Genomic DNA, 15,720 nt, shown 5'->3' with positions numbered 1-15,720 from the left:
CATTCTCCCTTCAGGAACCATCGTGGACAGTTGCAGCACTCCGTTGCGTGCGCCGCTTGCCGCCTGAACGCCTGTCCGCCGCAGTTCCCTGCCCCGGCTCGCGTTCCGCGAGCCTCGCACGCCTCCCGTTTCACACTGAATGACGCATTCGCGCGGTACAGTACCGCGCGATGACGGCCGTCGTCGCGCCGCCGCCGGCATTGCGCGGCGGCGACGCCGGCCGGCACGCGCCTCTTGCACGGCAGGACACCCATGACTTTCGATTTCGCACTCCGACTTTTCACCGCGTTCGCCTGTGGCGTCGCGATCGGCCTCGAACGCCAGATGCGCCAGCGCACGGCCGGCCTGCGCACGATCACGCTGGTCGCGAGCGGCGCCTGCCTGTTCGTCACGCTCGGCGTGCTGACCGGCAACGGCGTCGCGGGCGTCACGCAGATCGCCGCATACGTCGTGTCGGGCGTCGGCTTCCTCGGCGGCGGCGTGATCATGCGCGACAAGGGCTCGATCCAGGGCATCAACACGGCCGCGACGCTCTGGTGTTCGGCCGCCGTCGGCGTGCTGTCGGGCTCCGGCCATTACGTGCCCGCGCTGGCCGGCACGGGCGTCGTGCTGCTCACCAACACGGTGCTGCGCGGCGTCAGCCAGGCGATCAACGCGACGCCCGTATCGAACGCCGACCTCGTGCGCGAATACCAGATCACCGTGATCTGCCTCGCCGCCGACGAAGTGCATATCCGCACGCTGCTGTCGAACTCGATGTATGCGAAGCCGCTGTCGTTCCAGAGCCTGACGAGCGAGGACGTGCCCGATCAGCCGGACCGGCTGAAGGTGACCGCGACGCTGAAGCTGCATCCGAAGGACCAGCAGAAGCTCGAGCAGATCGCGAGCCGGATGAGCATGGAGAAGAGCATTTCCAGCGTGAGCTGGACCGCAAAGGAAGCGGAGCCGATGATGGAGTGACCGCCGTCGGCGCGCGGGCGCGCGACGTGCCCGACCTGCCCGGGGCGCCTGCCCGCTGCAGGCGCGGCGGCCCCGCCGCGGGCGCCGTAACTGCCGTTCGGCCGCCTCAAGGCGTCTCGATGAGCCCCGCCGAAATCGCCTTGACGACCGCCTGGACCTTGTTCGTCGCGCCAAGCTTCTCGAGGATGTTGTTGACGTGGAAGTTGACCGTGCGCTCCGAGATGCTGAGGATCTGGCCGATCTCGCATGCGGTCTTGCCTTCGGCGGTCCAGCACAGCACCTCGCGCTCGCGCGCGGTCAGCGCGACCCGCGCCTCGGGCGACAGCTTCGGCACCATGAAGCGGCTCATCAGCGAATGCGACAGGTTCGCCAGCCAGTTCGTCTGCAGCGTCAGCATGTTGATCTCGGCGGGCGTCAGCGGATCGGCGTGACGCGCGATGCTGAGCAGCCCGAAGGCGCCGCGCGCCGCCCAGCTCGACTGCGCGACGCCGACCGACAGCCCGCAGTCGTGCGCGTCCCGCCACAGCGGGCACGGCTCGATCTTGTCGACGTCCGGCCAGACGATCATGTTCGTGCTCAGCGCACCGTCGCGGACCGTCGAATCGATCTCGATATAGTTCTGCGCCTGGTAGTGCGCCATCCAGCCGTCCGGATAGGTATCGAAGATTGCGACGGCCGGCTTCGACACGGGCAGCGGCACGCGAATGCCGTAGCAGCAGTATTCGAAGCCGAGCCGTTTCGAATAGGCGGCGATCCGCTGGAAGAGCTGCTGCTCGTCTTCCGCGGCGCTGAATTGATCGTAGGCGTCCTGCCAGCGCAGTTCCATTGGTTCTCCGACAACGTCACGCTGTCATACTTGTCAGGTTCCAGCATCCGTTCGGTGCTGATACATTCCACGCATGACTTCCCCCTTGCTTCACCCGGCCTCCGGCCCGTCTCCGGACGGCTACGTGCGCCTGCCCGCAAGCGCATTGGCCGGGCTTGCGCTCGACCATGTCGCGAGCGGCCTCGACGCATCGCTGCTGGCCGAACTGCGCGACAACGCGATCGACGCGCGCCTCGCCGGCTATACGGAATGGCAGCGGCCGGCCAGCCGCGGCGCCGCCTACGTGACCGTCGGCTGGGACTGGTACCTCGAACGCGCTTCGGGCGCGTTCATGCTGGCGGGCCACGACGTCCGCAGCAACCTGATGGCCATCGACGCCAGCGGCACCGACATCGGCATGTCGGGCACCGCCGCCGCGCTTGCGGCGCGGCTTGCGCGGCTCGACTGGGCCGCCGCGGTGGCATCGGCCATCCTCGGGCACAACGCCGCCTATCATGCCGGCCGGATGCTTCAGTGACAACTGCCGGCCGCGTATTCCTCTGACATTTCCGAATGGCTGGCGCTCTTTATAAGCAAAAGCGGCCCGGTTTTCAATCCCGCCGGTCAGGAAAGCGTTACCGCCTCCCGATCGGCGTCCCCGCGTTCGTACCCTGTAAGAGTTGCCAGTTACCGCCCGGTCGGGACGCGCGCTGTAATGCACGCATACCAAGGCCAGATCCGAGGACAGCATGCAGACCTTCGTTCACGAGGGCGGGCGGTTGCCACCCGAACATGCAGCGGAACTCGGGCGCTACCGGCGCCGTGTGTTCGTCGAGCAGCTCGGTTGGGCGCTCCCGGCGGCGAACGATGGTGTCGAACGCGACCAGTTCGATCGCGACGACACGGTCTACGTGTTCGCGCGCAGCGGCGGCGGCCGGATGTGCGGATGCGCACGCCTGCTGCCGACGACGCGCCCGTATCTACTGATGTCGCTGTTCCCGGACCTGATCGCGGCCGACATGCCGCTGCCGCAGTCGGCTGCCGTCTGGGAACTGTCGCGGTTCGCCGCGACCGGCGACGACGGCGGCGCGGATCCCGCCGAATGGGCGGTGCGTCCGATGCTGGCGGCGGTCGTCTCGTGCGCGGCGCGACTCGGCGCACGGCAGCTGATCGGCGTGACGTTCGCGAGCGTGGAGCGGCTGTTTCGCCGGATCGGCATACACGCGCACCGCGCAGGCCCGCCGAAACAGGTGGACGGACGTCTGGTGGTCGCGTGCTGGATCGATATCGATCCGCAAACGTTTGCAGCACTGGGAATCGAGCCGGGATTGACTGCCCGGCCGGCCATCGCCGCCTGAACCGGAACGCGCGTATTCCGGCGGGCGGCATCGTAACGAAGGAGAAACAACGTGGACCAGTCTCAGGTCTTTCGCGCGATGATGCCCGGCTTGACGAGCGCCGACGGCGCGCGCATCGCGATCGCCTATCCGTCGTATGCCCGGCCGCTGCCGCTCGTGCGGCTCGACCGGCGCGGGCTCGTGTTTCGCGCCGGTGGCGCGGCGCCGCTCGTCTGCGGGCTGCCGCGCGCGGCGACCTTGCTGGTCGCGGACGAGCCGCTGTGCTCGCTGCGCGTCGTGATCCGCGACGTCGCGCCGACCGGCGACGGCCGGCACGACCTGACGATGCAGCCGTCGGGCGCCGCAGGCGACGAGCTGCTGTGGCATGCGCTGCGCGACCGCGCGCGCAGCGGACGGATCCAGCGTCCGCTCGCCCCGGTCGATGCGGCGACGCTCGCGCCCGACAGCGAGCCGCACGTCGCGCCGGGCGACGCCGCGCGCCCGTCGCGCAGCGCGGCGTTCCGGCTGCAGTCCCGCGGCGATGCATTGTTCTTCGCCGACTGGATCGAATATCACTTCGACGAACTGCGTGCGCTGTCGCAACGGCACGGGCCGCAACTGCAGCTCAACGAGCTCGAACGGCAGGTTTCCGACGACGAGGTGGACGTGCGCTTCGTGTACGACATCCACGGGCATGCGACGCGGCATGTGCTGAACGACTGCGCGCGCGAGGCCTGTGCGTGGATCGAGACGGAGATGCGCGACAAGTTCGCGCTGCCGATCGCGCAGGGGCGGTTCGGCGGGCATTCGGTGCATATGCGAATGGGCGGTGTGTAGCGGACGGGCTTGCACCGCCGCGGCACCGTATCTTGTTGCATCGATACAACAAGCAGCTCGCCCGAACAACAAAGGGTTGCTTCTTACAGGGTTTTCCCTTAAATTTACGTCTGTCTCCTCCATGTCTCCAAACATGGATTCAGCCCGCTCAAGCAGCGGGCTTTTTTATTGCCTGTCCGATCTGCCGCGCCACCGGCGCTATAGGCGCGCAGCCGCGCCCGTCGAGCGTTTCTGCCACCAGTACAGCGCCGCGATCAGGGTTGCGCATGCGACGAACGCGAGCCGCCTGCGCCATCGTCCCTCCTTCGCGGCCGGCGCCCCCAAAAAGTCGGCGCCGCCGCCCATCAGGGCCATCAGCACCGCGAACGCCAGCATCGCCACGATCATGACGGCCTTGAATACAGCGCCGACGATGCGCGCCAGCGCGGTCGACCAGCGGGATTGACGGTAAGGTCCGGAAACCGGACGACGCAAGTCGGGTTCGCTCATTGTTATCTCTCGCAGCGCCGGACGCCGGATTTCGCGTACGTTTCGACATGGCAAGACCGGTCGCACATGGCGTTCACAATCGATGTGTGTCCGCCCGTCGCATCGTTGGCTCGCGCGTTCGTTCTTCGACTCCCCGACGAGAGTTCACGCTGGTCGGGCCCGATACCGGTCTCCGTGCCATCAGCCCGGACCGTCGCTGGCGGCAGCGAGAAGCGGCACGATCAGATCGCTGATCGGCGTCGAAATGCCGTGAGACCGTCCGTAGCGCTGCACAACCCCGTTCCGGCAGTCCCATTCGAGCGGGCGATTGCCCTGCCGGTCGGCAAGAATCGACGTACCCAGATCGGATGGCAGGCGCTGGAATCCGTCGACGATCTCCCGAGGCACTTCATCGCCGAGCTTCGCACCCGACGCACGCGCGACCTCGAGACATTCCCGCAGGTAGGCCAGCGACAGTTCGGTGATGTCGCTTCGCGAGAACATGCCGGCGCGGCGGCCGGTCAGCACCATGAGTCCCGCGGCTGCATTCTGCAAGAGCTTTCGCCACGCGAGCGAGATGAAATCCTCCGCGACCTCGACCGAGCAGCGCGTGCCGCGCAACGCCGAGACCACCACCTTGCTCGCCGGCGTATCGGGCACGGTGAGGCGAGGCTCGCCGCGCAGCCACACCGACGCGTCCGATTCGCGTTGCGCAGGAAACCAGACCACCGACGGCACGACAACAGCGTCGGCTGCATATGGTGCGAAGGCGGCTTTTTGCTCCACGCCATTCTGCAGCACGCAGACAACGGTGCTCGCGTCGCATAGCGCGGCGATCCAGGGCGCCGCGCTCGCCACCTGCGTCGACTTGACCGCAACGAACACAAGATCGAACCGCGCCTTGACCGCCTGCGGATCGGTCAGCACGGGTCCGGGCACGACGATCTCGCCGCCGTCGAAGCGCAGCGCGAGCCGTGCGTGCGGCGAGCGCCCGCAGATTGCCGGCGTGCGGCCGGCCTCATGAAGGGCCGCGGCTACGGTCGTTCCAATTGCTCCCGGGCCGACAACGGCGACGCTCGGGTGGTCAGGCTTCGTCATGGCATTTCATCCTGTAGAGCCATCGGTCAGGCGCGGGCGCAGGGCGAGCGCGAGCGGAAAAATCGCGAGAGCGGTCAACGCGGTGGCGTAGGTGGCGCCCTGCACGCCGATCCCGTCGCCCAGGAAACCATAGAGGACCGGCGATATCGCGCCCGATGCGATCGTTCCCGTGTAGAAGATCGCGAATGAACGCTCGGTGCGCTCGGGCGCGGACAGCTCCGGAACGGTTCCGTACAGCACGGAGGACGTGCCGTTGAGCATCATGCCGAGAATCGGCAGCAGCACCATGGTAAGCGACAACGGGAGATACATCACTGCGACGATGCACGCAGCCGTCCCCCCTTCCGTGAGCAGCACCGTATTCACCACCCCCAGGCGCGCACCGAGCCAGCCGCACACGAACTTGCCGGCCGCGCCGCCAATGAAAACGAGCGCGAGGGCCGTTCCCACCAGTCGGGGCGAAATGCCCTTTGCGTTGAGCAGGAAAGGCAGAAAAGTAAGCAGTCCCATGCGTACGGCCGTATCGAGCACACCGATCGAAAACAGCGCTGGGAATCCGCTTGCGCCAGCGCCTCGGCGTTGAGCGGACGCTTCTGCAGCTGCCGTCGCCTTGCCGGCGCCACGCGGCACTGCGGGAAACCGCAGCGCGACGACCGCGGCAACGATGCAGCCGAATCCGGCGACGATCCATAGCGCGTGACGCCACGGCATCATGGTGACGAGCAGCGAAATCGCTGCGGGCAGCGCGGATTTCCCCAGATCGCCGGCGAAGTTGTAGACGCCGAGCGGCCCTCTCGCGTCACGTCCGTAGATGCGGGAGATGGCGCCCGATGCGATCGGATGCTGCGTGCTGGAGCCGCCACCCGAAATCGCCAGCGCCACGCTCAAACCGACCAGGCCGCCCGACATGCCCGCGATCGCATAGCCGAGCGCCGCGAGCAGCGTGCCGACCGCGAGCGTCGCGCGACTGCCCAGACGTTGTGCAAGACGCCCGGCAGGTAACTGCAGCGCCGCCATCGTGCCGGCATAGACGCCGCGCAGGATGGCCAGCGCCGCAAAGTCGAGTCCGAACTCCGACTGCCATACGGGTAGCAGCGCGTAAATCATGTCCGTATAGCCGTCGTGGAGCGCGTGCGCCGCGCACGACAGCCACAGCACGCGCGACCGCGACGGCGCAGTCTCCCGCACGACGGGAGGGGAAAAAACCGGCAGGCTCATCGTGATTCTCTCCGTACGCGTGGCTGGCTAAAGCCGCTTGCGGCATGGCTCTCAGGCCCGACATGCAGATTCTATGGCCGAGGCGCCGGCTATTTCAATTGAGCTAAAATCGCATCAACCGGGAGAAAAAGTCACGTCATGAACGCAAGCCAGAGCACTGCGAAGAACCGGGACGAACTGCCCCCGCTCAATGCGCTGCGCGCTTTCGACGCGGTCGCGAGGCATGGCAGCTTCGCGGGCGCCGCGGTGGAACTGCATGTCACCCACTGGGCCGTCGGAAAACAGATCAGGCTGCTGGAGGACTGGTTCGGCCTGCCGTTGTTCGACCGTCGTCCGCGCGGCGTCGTGCTGACCGACGAAGGGGCGGCCTTGCTGAACGACGTCAGCAATGCGTTCGAGCGCCTCGGTACCGCGGTGGTCCGGCTGCGCCACAACACCTTCTCGCACCGAATATCGGGCGTCGTGCGCGTGAATGTGCCGATGAGCTTTGCGCTGTGCTGGCTGCTGCCGCGGCTTGCCGATTTCCATTCGCGATACCCCGACATCGACGTGCGGGTGTCGACGACATCGCGCAAGCTGCGCTATGTCGCTGATGCCTTCGATATCGGCGTTCGGTCCGGCCCGGAACAAGGCGCCGGTATCGTGTCGCGCCCGCTGATGCCCGACCTGCGCGTACCTGCGTGCAATCCCGCGTTGCTGCGCCGGCATCCGATACAGAGCGTGGCCGACCTGCGCCATCACACGCTGCTGCATTCGGCCACGACGCGCTCCGCCTGGGCGCACTGGCTGAAGGAAGCGGACGCTGCCGACCTGCGGCCGGCGCGCCATGTCGAATTCGATCACGTGAATCTTCAGCTCGGCGCAGCCATCGAGGGGCTCGGCGTCGCGCTGGCATCGCTGCCGCTGATCGGGCGCGATCTCGCCGAGGGCCGCCTCGTGTGTCCCCTCGCGTCGCCCGTCTGGCGTGCCGACGACTACATGCTGGTGACGAACGGCGATCGTGCCGACGATGCCGCGGTGTCCGCGTTCGAGCAATGGATGGAAGGCATGGCGAGCCCGGAAGCGGGCTAGCTAGCTGTGAAGCGTCAAGAGCGGCAATCCGATCTTCAGGCTCGCGCGCTGGCGCTATGGCTCGGCGCGGGAAACTCCGCTGCCCGAACAGGCTGGTTGGCTTTCGTGAAGGAAGGACAATTGGCGCAGGTTTCTGCATAACGCAAAAAACCTGCGCCGATGCGGCACGTTCGGACGTGCGCAGACAAGCGTCGATACAGCAGCCCAAGGGCAGGAAATTCCGCGTTTTCGTTTTTGATTCATCGAGTTGCGGAATTTCCCCGGACCTTCCTGGCCCGTCCCGGACACGGCTGAATTTCCCGCTATTCGTTTTCCTCGAAGTAATGTCCGAACTTGACCTGCTTCGTGCGGATATAGCGCTCGTTCTCCTCGCGCACCGGTACCGCCAGCGCCACCCGCTCGCATACCGGAATGCCGTGCTTCACGAGCGTGTCGAATTTCTTCGGATTGTTGCTCATCAGGCGCACCGACGTCACGCCGAGGATCCGCAGGATCGCGGCAGCCGAATCGTATTCGCGCGCATCGTCGGGCAGGCCGAGGTCGAGATTCGCCTCGACGGTGTCGCGCCCCTGCTCCTGCAGCGCGTATGCGCGGATCTTGTTGCTCAGGCCGATACCGCGCCCTTCATGGCCGCGCAGATACAGCAGCACGCCGCGGTCTTCGGCCGCGATGTAGCGCAGCGCCAGGTCGAGCTGCTCGCCGCAGTCGCAGCGGTACGAGCCGAACACGTCGCCGGTCAGACATTCGGAATGCAGCCGCGTCAGCACGGACTGCTCGCCGGTCACGTCGCCCATCACGAGCGCAAGGTGTTCGGCATCGCTGCCCGATACGCGAAACGCGTACGACGTGAACGTGCCGTAGCGCGTGGGCAGCGACGCGGTAGCGACGAGCGTCACGCACTCGTCGGCCTGGCCATTGCCCGGCATGGGCGATTGGGGACGCGAAGACATCATGAATTCAATCGAAACGAACGGTATGTAGGAATTTTCTGGATAGTGCGTGACCGGAGTTTACCGCTAATCTGGAAACGTCACGCGACTGCCACCGCCTGCCCGGCTATACTGGTTCCATCGGGTGACGCGCATCACGCCTGCCTTTCCAGCATCGTCCCGCACACGGAGAAAGCGAATGAGCACGACTGTCGCGCAGATTCTCAAGGCCAAGCCGGACGCCGGCCGCACAATCTATACCGTCACGAAAGCCGACCTCGTCTACGACGCCATCAAGCTGATGGCCGAAAAAGGCATCGGCGCATTGCTGGTCGTGGACGGCGACGACATCGCGGGCATCGTCACCGAGCGCGACTACGCGCGCAAGGTCGTGCTGCAGGATCGCTCGTCGAAGGCCACCCGCGTCGAGGAGATCATGACGGCCAAGGTGCGCTATGTCGAACCGTCGCAAACGACCGACGAGTGCATGGCGTTGATGACCGAGCACCGGATGCGCCACCTCCCCGTGCTCGACGACGGCAAGCTGGTCGGCCTCATCTCGATCGGCGACCTCGTGAAAAGCGTGATTGCCGACCAGCAGTTCACGATCAGCCAGCTCGAACACTACATCCACGGCACGCCCGCGGTCACGTCCGCCTGACCGGTTCCAGCAAAAAAGGCCCAAACGCGCGAGCGTCTGGGCTGAAAGCCGCCGGGTTGCGGCGACGGAGGTTCTGCTCCTGCGGGCGAACGACGCGCGCGATTCGCGCGCGTCTCGTCGATTGAATGGTGCGCTCGGGCAGACCCGGGGGATGTTCAGTTACCGAAATACACGGAGTTCACGGGGTTCGGCGCTTCGCGCGTCATGCGGCGGCCCGATTGTTCGGTGCCCGTCGCCACTGCACCGTAGCCGCTCGTATCGGCATGGGCGAGCATCGGCTGGTTCGGCTGGATCCGCTGTTCGGCCGCCTGGATGTCGCTCGGGTATTGCGAATCGCTCGCCAGCGGCTTGTAGCCGTTCTGTTCGAGCTGCACGAGTTCGGCCTTGACCTGGTCGCGCGTCAGCCCCTGCTCGGACTGTGCGAACGATGCGACCGGGGTCGCGATAACGGTAGCGGCAATCGCTGCGTAGATGATCGACTTCATGATTTACCTCCGAAATATGTTCTGTTCTGGCATCGCCCCGGGCAGAACTGTCTGAAGCGAATGAAACAAGTGTAGTTCCCGGCGAACCAAGGGGAAACCCTTGGTTTGAACATACAGCGTTGCGATTTTGGAAAATATCGCCCCATATTCGCCGAGGCGAATCCGCTTACTTGCTTCACCAGCACAACAATCCCTGACGGAACGCTGACAGCGCAGTCGCCCGCCGGAAGCTTGTGTTGTAGAATCGAAAGGTTTTTATTCGCCAGCCGATATTCACCCGACATGCACGCGCCTACGTCCTTTTCGGTTTCGCCGTCCGGTCCGGCCGGCGCACGCGCGCGCATCGGCCATCCGGCGCACCCCCTCGCTCGACGCACGGCCCAGGCGCCGCTCGACCCTGCCCGGCGCCTGATCTGACCACGCGGTCTCCACCCGGAGCCGGTCAGACAGGCTCCGGGCGATCCCATAGGCACGTCACGCCTGCCCCTGCCGATCATTTGGAGAACTGCCATGAAACAACGTCTTTACCAGCTGACCGAACTCGACGTCGCTCGTCTCGAAAAGCACGCCGAACACAACCCGCGCTTCCAGACGATGCTCGACACGCTGCTCGAGCGCGCCGACATCGTTCGACCGGACGCGATCAAGGCGAACGTCGTCACGATGAACTCGCAGATCACGCTGCTCGATGAAACGACCCAGGAACAGGCGACCTGGACGATTGTTTATCCGGACGCCGCCAATCTCGAACTGGGGCGCCTGAACGTCTTCTCGCCGGTCGGGATGGCGCTGCTGGGCACGCAGCGCGGCCAGCTGGTGAAGGTGACGCAGCCGAGCGGCGCGGAAAAGCTAATGAAGGTTGCGGAAATCGTGTTCCAGCCGGAAGCGAACGGCGAATACACGCGCTGACGGCGCCGCGGCCCGCATCGCGCCACTCCGGGCCGTCAAACGAAAAGCGAGGCAAAGGCCTCGCTTTTTTGCGCCCCGGGCGGCGCGACCGTCCGCAGGATCCAGGCCCGTCGCATCCGGCAGGCGAAAAAAAAGGCGCCCGAAGGCGCCTTTTTGAGCTGCGAAGCGGGTTGCCCCGCCGTCACGCTTAGAAGCGGTGACGCAGACCAACCGTTGCTGCGGTTTGGTTGATCGACGAGCTCGGCTCGGTCGACAGGTCGCCGTTGTAGATCGACGTGCCGAACGCGTTGTTCTTCGCGCCGCGCTGGTACACAGCTTGTGCGTACACGTCGGTGCGCTTCGACAGCGCGTAGTCAGCTTGCAGGCCGAACTGGTTCCAGTGCGAGCTGCCACCGTTAACCTTCGCGTTCGTGTACGTGTAAGCTGCGCCCAGGCCGAGAGCCGGCGTCAGGTTGTACTTTGCGTTGACTTCGTAGTTGTCAGCACGCACCGTCGGAGCGCCTGCAGCACGGTTGTCGATACGCGATTGCGTCCATGCAGCACCGACTTGTGCCGGGCCGAATGCGTAACCAGCAGCAGCACCGTACGTACGGACGCGGCCTTGTGCAGCGATGTTCGTCGCGCCGTTGGCGTTGGTACCGTCGCCCAGGTTAGCTTGCGAGTACGCTGCACCCAGCTTCAGGCCCTGGAACTGGTACGACAGACCGCCGCTGTATGCACGGTTGTTGCCGAAGTTCTGGTTGTTCGAGAACGAGTACGTGCCGCCGAATTGCAGGCCAGCGTAGTTGGCGCTCGTGTACTTGATCGAGTTGTTCAGCGCGACGTCGCCGTTCGTGCTCAGACGGTCGTTGTTGAACGGGTGAGCGAAGTACGTGCCGCCCCACGAACCCGTTGCCGTCAGCGGCGCCAGGTAGTCTTGGGTTGCGTCATACTGCTTGCCCAGCGTGACCGTGCCGTACTGGCTCGACAGGCCGACGAAAGCTTGACGGTTGAACATGCCGCCGTTGTTGCCCAGACGGCCGTTACCGATGTTGAAGCCGCTTTCCAACGTGAAGATTGCCTTCAGGCCGCCGCCGAGGTCTTCCGAGCCACGCAGGCCGAAACGGCTTTGGTCGATGCCCGAGCCCATCGACCACAGCGACTTGCTGGCGACGTTGCTTTGGTAGGTGATGCCTGCGTCCAGCACGCCGTACAGCGTGACGCTGCTTTGCGCGTGAGCGACGGTTGCGAACGATGCTGCAGCTGCTGCAACGATCAGAGTCTTGTTCATTCGTGGAGCTCCCTTCTAAAAAGAGGCAGGTCTCGCGACCTTGTTTCATAAACGGTCTCAACCGCCCGGGAACGCCATCGGTCCTGCTGGCTGCGCCCGGATAGTTGCCCGTTTGGGAACCGTGAGTTTAGGGGTGTACCCTAGGGGAGCGATCCGCAAATAAAGAAATAAGCTTTTCCAGAACTAGAAATAATGAAAGTGGGGCCTCGTTATAAGTATTTGTTTTGTCGGCTTTTTTTGACTTCTTGACGAGGGCTTTTTGGCAGCGTTCATCCGACCATTCTTTCATGTCATCGTCTTGACGGTTGCATAGAAACAACAGACGGATCCCGCCAAATCATACGAAATCGGTAATTTTTACCCAAACAAATCTCAAATATTGGGCGCCGGCCGCTAAAACGCGTCGGCCGGCCGATAAACGTCTGCTCCGGCCCCCGGTCGCGCCCGCCGCCTGGACCTCGGGAAACGCAACAATCGGCCCGCACGGCGTCGTTGGCGTGACATGCCGTAACAGCCTTAACCGGGCGCGTAACCCGAGCGGCGGACTGGCAGGTTAATGTAAGGTCACTCGACATCAGAACAGGACATGCAATGAATCGACGCTCGTTGTTGCGCGCCCTCGGATCGACCGCGATCTTCGCCAGCGCCGGCGGCTGGCTGCACACGGCCGCCGCCCAGCCCGCGCCGCCGGGCCATCGGCCGCCCGACCCGCATCGCAAGCCCGGCAAGCCGCCTCATTCGAACCGCCCCGGTTTCGGGCCGCCGCCGCCGCGGCACGACCGCCGTCCGCCGCCGCCGCGGGCGCATGGCTATCTGTGGACCGACGGTTACTGGCGCTGGCAGCACGGCCGCTATATATGGGTGCCCGGCCGCTGGGTCGCGCGACGCCCCGGCCATCGCTGGATTCCCGGCTACTGGCGCCGCCAGGGCCATGTGTGGGTCTACGTCGACGGCTACTGGCGATAGACGTCGATCGCGCGGGCCGGCACCGCCGCACCGACAACGGACGCCGGACTCGGCAAGACGCATCGGACGACAAACCCGGCTCGACGCCACCGCGGACAGGCGCGGCGCACCGGCTCGATGTCGCCTGCATACCGATCGACCAGCGGAGCGCCCGCTCAACTCACCCCACCCTCCTGCATTCGCGCATGACGCCGCGCGGCGCAGATCGCGCGATGATGCTCGTCGGCCCAGCGGATCATCGCCTGCATCGGCGTCATGAAAGAGCGCCCGAGATCGGTCAGCGCGTATTCGACGCGCGGCGGCACTTCGGCGTACAGCGTGCGGTTGACGAAACCATCCTGCTCGAGCCGCTTGAGCGTGCGCGACAGCATCTGGTTCGACACATCGCCGATCGCACGGCCGAGCTCGTTGAATCGCATCGTTCCGCCGGACAGCGCTTCGAGCACGAGCAGGCTCCATTGGTCGCCGATGCGGTCGAGCACATCGCGGATCGGACACGGCTGATCGAGTTCGACGGAGTCGTCGGCGGGCGGAAGCGGCATGACGGGATTCTCTTTCACGGGCGATCCACGGTCATCGCGGTGTGACCTGTTCACACCGCGATGACTTCTTGTGACGGGGTCGCGGCAACTGTACCATTCGAGCCGCCCGCCTCCGCACGACTTCGCGAGTTGAACGAAGCATGCGGGCACGATCTGCACACCGTCGCCGAATGCGCCAGGCCGCCGCCATGTCGACGCCACGCACACGATCGCCTCCGTCGCGAGCCGATCGTCGCGAGTGGATCAACCCGCAACCGCGCATCGCGCCGGCCACCGATTCGTCCTGCAAGGAAAACGCCTCATGTCATCGCTCCGCTCTTCCGCTCGCGCCGCTGCCGCCTGTGTCCTGCTCGCCGCATCGACCGCCGCGCCGGCCGCCGGCCCGACCACGCGCGACGTGGCCGCCGAAGCCGCCAACCGCCAGCTCGTGCTGACCTTCTACGACCGCTTCTTCAACCAGCACGAAGCGGTCGAAGCCGCGGCCGTGGTCGCCGACGACTACAGGCAGCACAACCCGCACGTGCCCGACGGCAAGCAGCCGTTCGTGTCGTATTTCGTCGGCGCGTTCAAGAAGAATCCCGAATCGCGTGCGCGGGTCGTGCGCAGCGCGGCCGAAGGCGACCTCGTCTACCTGCACGTGCACGCGACCGAGCATCCGGGCGATCGCGGCGAAGCGGTCGTCGACATCTTCCGCGTGAAGGACGGCAGGATCGTCGAGCACTGGGACGTGATCCAGCCGGTACCCGAACAGGCCGCGAACGCGAACACGATGTTCTGACGCAACAGGGCCGTCCGCGCGTCGCACTCGCGCCCGGCGACCGGGCAACGACAACCGCCATCGCCACGCCCCCGCTCCGGCGACCCCGTACCGCAGCCGATTCCGCCAGCGCAAAGCTTCGGCGCGGCGCACCGCCCGCCGCTGTCCCGCCACGACGAAGTCCCCTACAATCGGGGCTTCGCCGCCGCCCCGGATGCGGTTCGCGTGTCCGCACTGCGCGCCGTGTCCGCTGCGCGCGGCCGGATCGCAGCCTGACCGGCGCCGGCGGCCGTTCGTGCAGATGACTCGACGATGAGCCCCGCCCACCTTTCCCTGAGCCGAGCCGGCGATCTGGTCGCCAGCCTCGGCAGCCCGCAGTTCCCCGCCCGGCTGTGGGCCTGGCTGCGCGAAACCGTCGATCCGCAGTCCCATTACAGCGTCGCGACGCGCTACCGCCGCGGCGCGACGTCGCAATCGGTCGACGGCGTCGACGTGCTGTTCTTCGCCGGCGGCGACGATCCCGACGGCACGCGCCACGCGCTCGACCTGTATGCACGGGGCGACTGGCGCTCCGACACGCTGCTCCCCCATATCGAACGCCTGACCGATTCGCAACTGGTGTTCTCGTGCAATCAGGACATCGACACGGCCACCGAATACGGCCGCTATTTCGCGCTCGGCGAACTCGGCGAAGACTGCACGCTGCTCGGCAGCGAGCGCGACTATGTCTACGCGTTCTCGCTGTTTCGCCGGCGCGGCCAGCCGTCCTATACGCTGGCCGAGCTGAACCTGCTGCGACAGCTTGGCGATTTCGTGCTGCCGCTGCTGATCCAGCACGCGCGGCTCGCGCGACTGGCACCGCGCCCGGACGAAGACGCGCTGCTGCAGCGGTTCGAGCAGCGGCTGTCGGCGAGCGGCGCGGCGCTGTCGCAACGCGAGCGACTCGTGTGCCGCGCGGTACTGCAGGGTCGCCCGATCCCGCAGATCGCCGACACGCTCGCGCTCAAGCCGAGCAGCGTGCGCACCTATCTCGGCCGCGCGCTCGCGAAACTCGGCGTCGCGAACCGGGCCGGACTGTTCGCCTGGTGCGTGACCGACGAGGAACCGCCCGCGCAGCGGGCATGACGCCGCCTTCCCCGTTACCGCCTTTGTCGCGGCTTGTCCTCAAAACGATGACAGACAGCCGGCCGCCCCGCTCCTAGTATCTGGCTCACCCGACGACACCTACCTGTCGGACGCCACGGAGACACGGAATGCCGAACCCCGGATCGACGCCGGCCCATGCGGCCGGCCACGCATCGCGCGCCGAGGTGCCGACCGGCACGGACCAGCGGGACCGGCATCCCGTACCGCCGGCTGCGGCCGGCTTTCGCCGCAGCACGGCCCCGCCGTGACATAACGCGCCGC

General features: G+C 66.0%; 19 protein-coding genes. 11 read left to right on the top strand and 8 right to left on the bottom strand.

All coding sequences use genetic code 11. The annotated features are described in order from the left end of the window. Positions 1-252: 252 nt before the first annotated feature. A complete protein-coding gene (locus tag WS57_RS04705) occupies positions 253-960 on the top strand; it encodes an MgtC/SapB family protein (RefSeq protein ID WP_006396758.1) in 708 nt (235 codons plus the stop codon). Positions 961-1,066: 106 nt separating this feature from the next. On the opposite strand, the gene WS57_RS04700 is transcribed toward WS57_RS04705, so the two are convergent. Next, positions 1,067-1,786, bottom strand: a complete 720-nt coding sequence (locus tag WS57_RS04700) for an autoinducer binding domain-containing protein (protein WP_040131481.1) — start codon at positions 1,784-1,786, stop codon at positions 1,067-1,069. 73 nt (positions 1,787-1,859) lie between these two features. Between WS57_RS04700 and WS57_RS04695 the strand changes: the two genes are divergently transcribed. The 3 genes from WS57_RS04695 (at position 1,860) to WS57_RS04685 (ending at position 3,939) form a co-directional block, all read left to right on the top strand. Next, the gene (locus WS57_RS04695) at positions 1,860-2,303 is read left to right on the top strand and encodes a DUF4902 domain-containing protein (RefSeq protein ID WP_069243807.1); all 444 of its coding nucleotides are present in this window, start codon (positions 1,860-1,862) and stop codon (positions 2,301-2,303) included. 211 nt (positions 2,304-2,514) lie between these two features. Further along, on the top strand, positions 2,515-3,123 hold the full coding sequence (locus tag WS57_RS04690; RefSeq protein ID WP_069243806.1) for an acyl-homoserine-lactone synthase: 609 nt from the start codon (positions 2,515-2,517) through the stop codon (positions 3,121-3,123). Positions 3,124-3,174: 51 nt separating this feature from the next. After that, complete coding sequence (locus tag WS57_RS04685; protein WP_069243805.1) at positions 3,175-3,939, top strand: hypothetical protein; 765 nt, start codon at positions 3,175-3,177, stop codon at positions 3,937-3,939. Between the two features lie 198 nt (positions 3,940-4,137). On the opposite strand, the gene WS57_RS36850 is transcribed toward WS57_RS04685, so the two are convergent. The 3 genes from WS57_RS36850 to WS57_RS04670 all read right to left on the bottom strand — a co-directional run bounded on the left by WS57_RS36850 (position 4,138) and on the right by WS57_RS04670 (position 6,723). Beyond that, positions 4,138-4,428 carry a hypothetical protein gene (locus WS57_RS36850; protein WP_009687892.1) on the bottom strand — a complete coding sequence of 97 codons (291 nt, stop codon included), beginning with the start codon at positions 4,426-4,428 and terminating at the stop codon, positions 4,138-4,140. A 180-nt stretch (positions 4,429-4,608) separates the two neighbouring features. Continuing rightward, complete coding sequence (locus WS57_RS04675; protein ID WP_059600786.1) at positions 4,609-5,505, bottom strand: oxidoreductase; 897 nt, start codon at positions 5,503-5,505, stop codon at positions 4,609-4,611. A 6-nt stretch (positions 5,506-5,511) separates the two neighbouring features. Then, complete coding sequence (locus tag WS57_RS04670; RefSeq protein ID WP_059518629.1) at positions 5,512-6,723, bottom strand: MFS transporter; 1,212 nt, start codon at positions 6,721-6,723, stop codon at positions 5,512-5,514. Between the two features lie 138 nt (positions 6,724-6,861). Here WS57_RS04670 and gcvA point away from each other — a divergent pair, with 138 nt between their 5' ends. Further along, positions 6,862-7,794 (top strand): transcriptional regulator GcvA, encoded by a 933-nt coding sequence (gene gcvA / locus WS57_RS04665; RefSeq protein WP_069243804.1) that lies wholly within the window; start codon positions 6,862-6,864, stop codon positions 7,792-7,794. A 302-nt stretch (positions 7,795-8,096) separates the two neighbouring features. Here the strand turns inward: gcvA and ribA are convergent, their stop codons facing one another. Then, complete coding sequence (gene ribA, locus WS57_RS04660) at positions 8,097-8,747, bottom strand: GTP cyclohydrolase II (protein WP_040131469.1); 651 nt, start codon at positions 8,745-8,747, stop codon at positions 8,097-8,099. Positions 8,748-8,922: 175 nt separating this feature from the next. On the opposite strand from ribA, the gene WS57_RS04655 reads away from it, so the two are divergent. Beyond that, the gene (locus tag WS57_RS04655; protein ID WP_009687887.1) at positions 8,923-9,384 is read left to right on the top strand and encodes a CBS domain-containing protein; all 462 of its coding nucleotides are present in this window, start codon (positions 8,923-8,925) and stop codon (positions 9,382-9,384) included. Between the two features lie 155 nt (positions 9,385-9,539). On the opposite strand, the gene WS57_RS04650 is transcribed toward WS57_RS04655, so the two are convergent. Then, on the bottom strand, positions 9,540-9,869 hold the full coding sequence (locus tag WS57_RS04650) for a DUF4148 domain-containing protein (protein ID WP_009687886.1): 330 nt from the start codon (positions 9,867-9,869) through the stop codon (positions 9,540-9,542). Between the two features lie 510 nt (positions 9,870-10,379). On the opposite strand from WS57_RS04650, the gene WS57_RS04645 reads away from it, so the two are divergent. After that, complete coding sequence (locus WS57_RS04645; RefSeq protein ID WP_009687885.1) at positions 10,380-10,778, top strand: GreA/GreB family elongation factor; 399 nt, start codon at positions 10,380-10,382, stop codon at positions 10,776-10,778. 187 nt (positions 10,779-10,965) lie between these two features. Here the strand turns inward: WS57_RS04645 and WS57_RS04640 are convergent, their stop codons facing one another. Beyond that, entirely contained in the window at positions 10,966-12,048 is a 1,083-nt protein-coding gene (locus WS57_RS04640) for a porin (protein ID WP_059518633.1), read from the bottom strand. A gap of 591 nt (positions 12,049-12,639) precedes the next feature. Between WS57_RS04640 and WS57_RS04635 the strand changes: the two genes are divergently transcribed. Continuing rightward, the gene (locus tag WS57_RS04635) at positions 12,640-13,014 is read left to right on the top strand and encodes a YXWGXW repeat-containing protein (protein WP_059479992.1); all 375 of its coding nucleotides are present in this window, start codon (positions 12,640-12,642) and stop codon (positions 13,012-13,014) included. Between the two features lie 155 nt (positions 13,015-13,169). On the opposite strand, the gene WS57_RS04630 is transcribed toward WS57_RS04635, so the two are convergent. Further along, complete coding sequence (locus tag WS57_RS04630; protein ID WP_009687881.1) at positions 13,170-13,556, bottom strand: winged helix-turn-helix transcriptional regulator; 387 nt, start codon at positions 13,554-13,556, stop codon at positions 13,170-13,172. A 301-nt stretch (positions 13,557-13,857) separates the two neighbouring features. Between WS57_RS04630 and WS57_RS04625 the strand changes: the two genes are divergently transcribed. The 3 genes from WS57_RS04625 to WS57_RS36845 all read left to right on the top strand — a co-directional run bounded on the left by WS57_RS04625 (position 13,858) and on the right by WS57_RS36845 (position 15,707). Next, the gene (locus WS57_RS04625; protein ID WP_059518637.1) at positions 13,858-14,334 is read left to right on the top strand and encodes a nuclear transport factor 2 family protein; all 477 of its coding nucleotides are present in this window, start codon (positions 13,858-13,860) and stop codon (positions 14,332-14,334) included. A gap of 291 nt (positions 14,335-14,625) precedes the next feature. Next, entirely contained in the window at positions 14,626-15,438 is an 813-nt protein-coding gene (locus WS57_RS04620) for a helix-turn-helix transcriptional regulator (RefSeq protein WP_009687879.1), read from the top strand. A 128-nt stretch (positions 15,439-15,566) separates the two neighbouring features. Then, positions 15,567-15,707: a hypothetical protein gene (locus WS57_RS36845; RefSeq protein WP_009687878.1), complete on the top strand. Its 141-nt coding sequence runs from the start codon at positions 15,567-15,569 to the stop codon at positions 15,705-15,707. Positions 15,708-15,720 lie beyond the last annotated feature (13 nt).

This window comes from Burkholderia pseudomultivorans, from assembly GCF_001718415.1.
GTDB classification, from domain to species: Bacteria; Pseudomonadota; Gammaproteobacteria; order Burkholderiales; family Burkholderiaceae; genus Burkholderia; species Burkholderia pseudomultivorans_A.
This window is presented reverse-complemented; position numbering and strand designations above follow the sequence as displayed.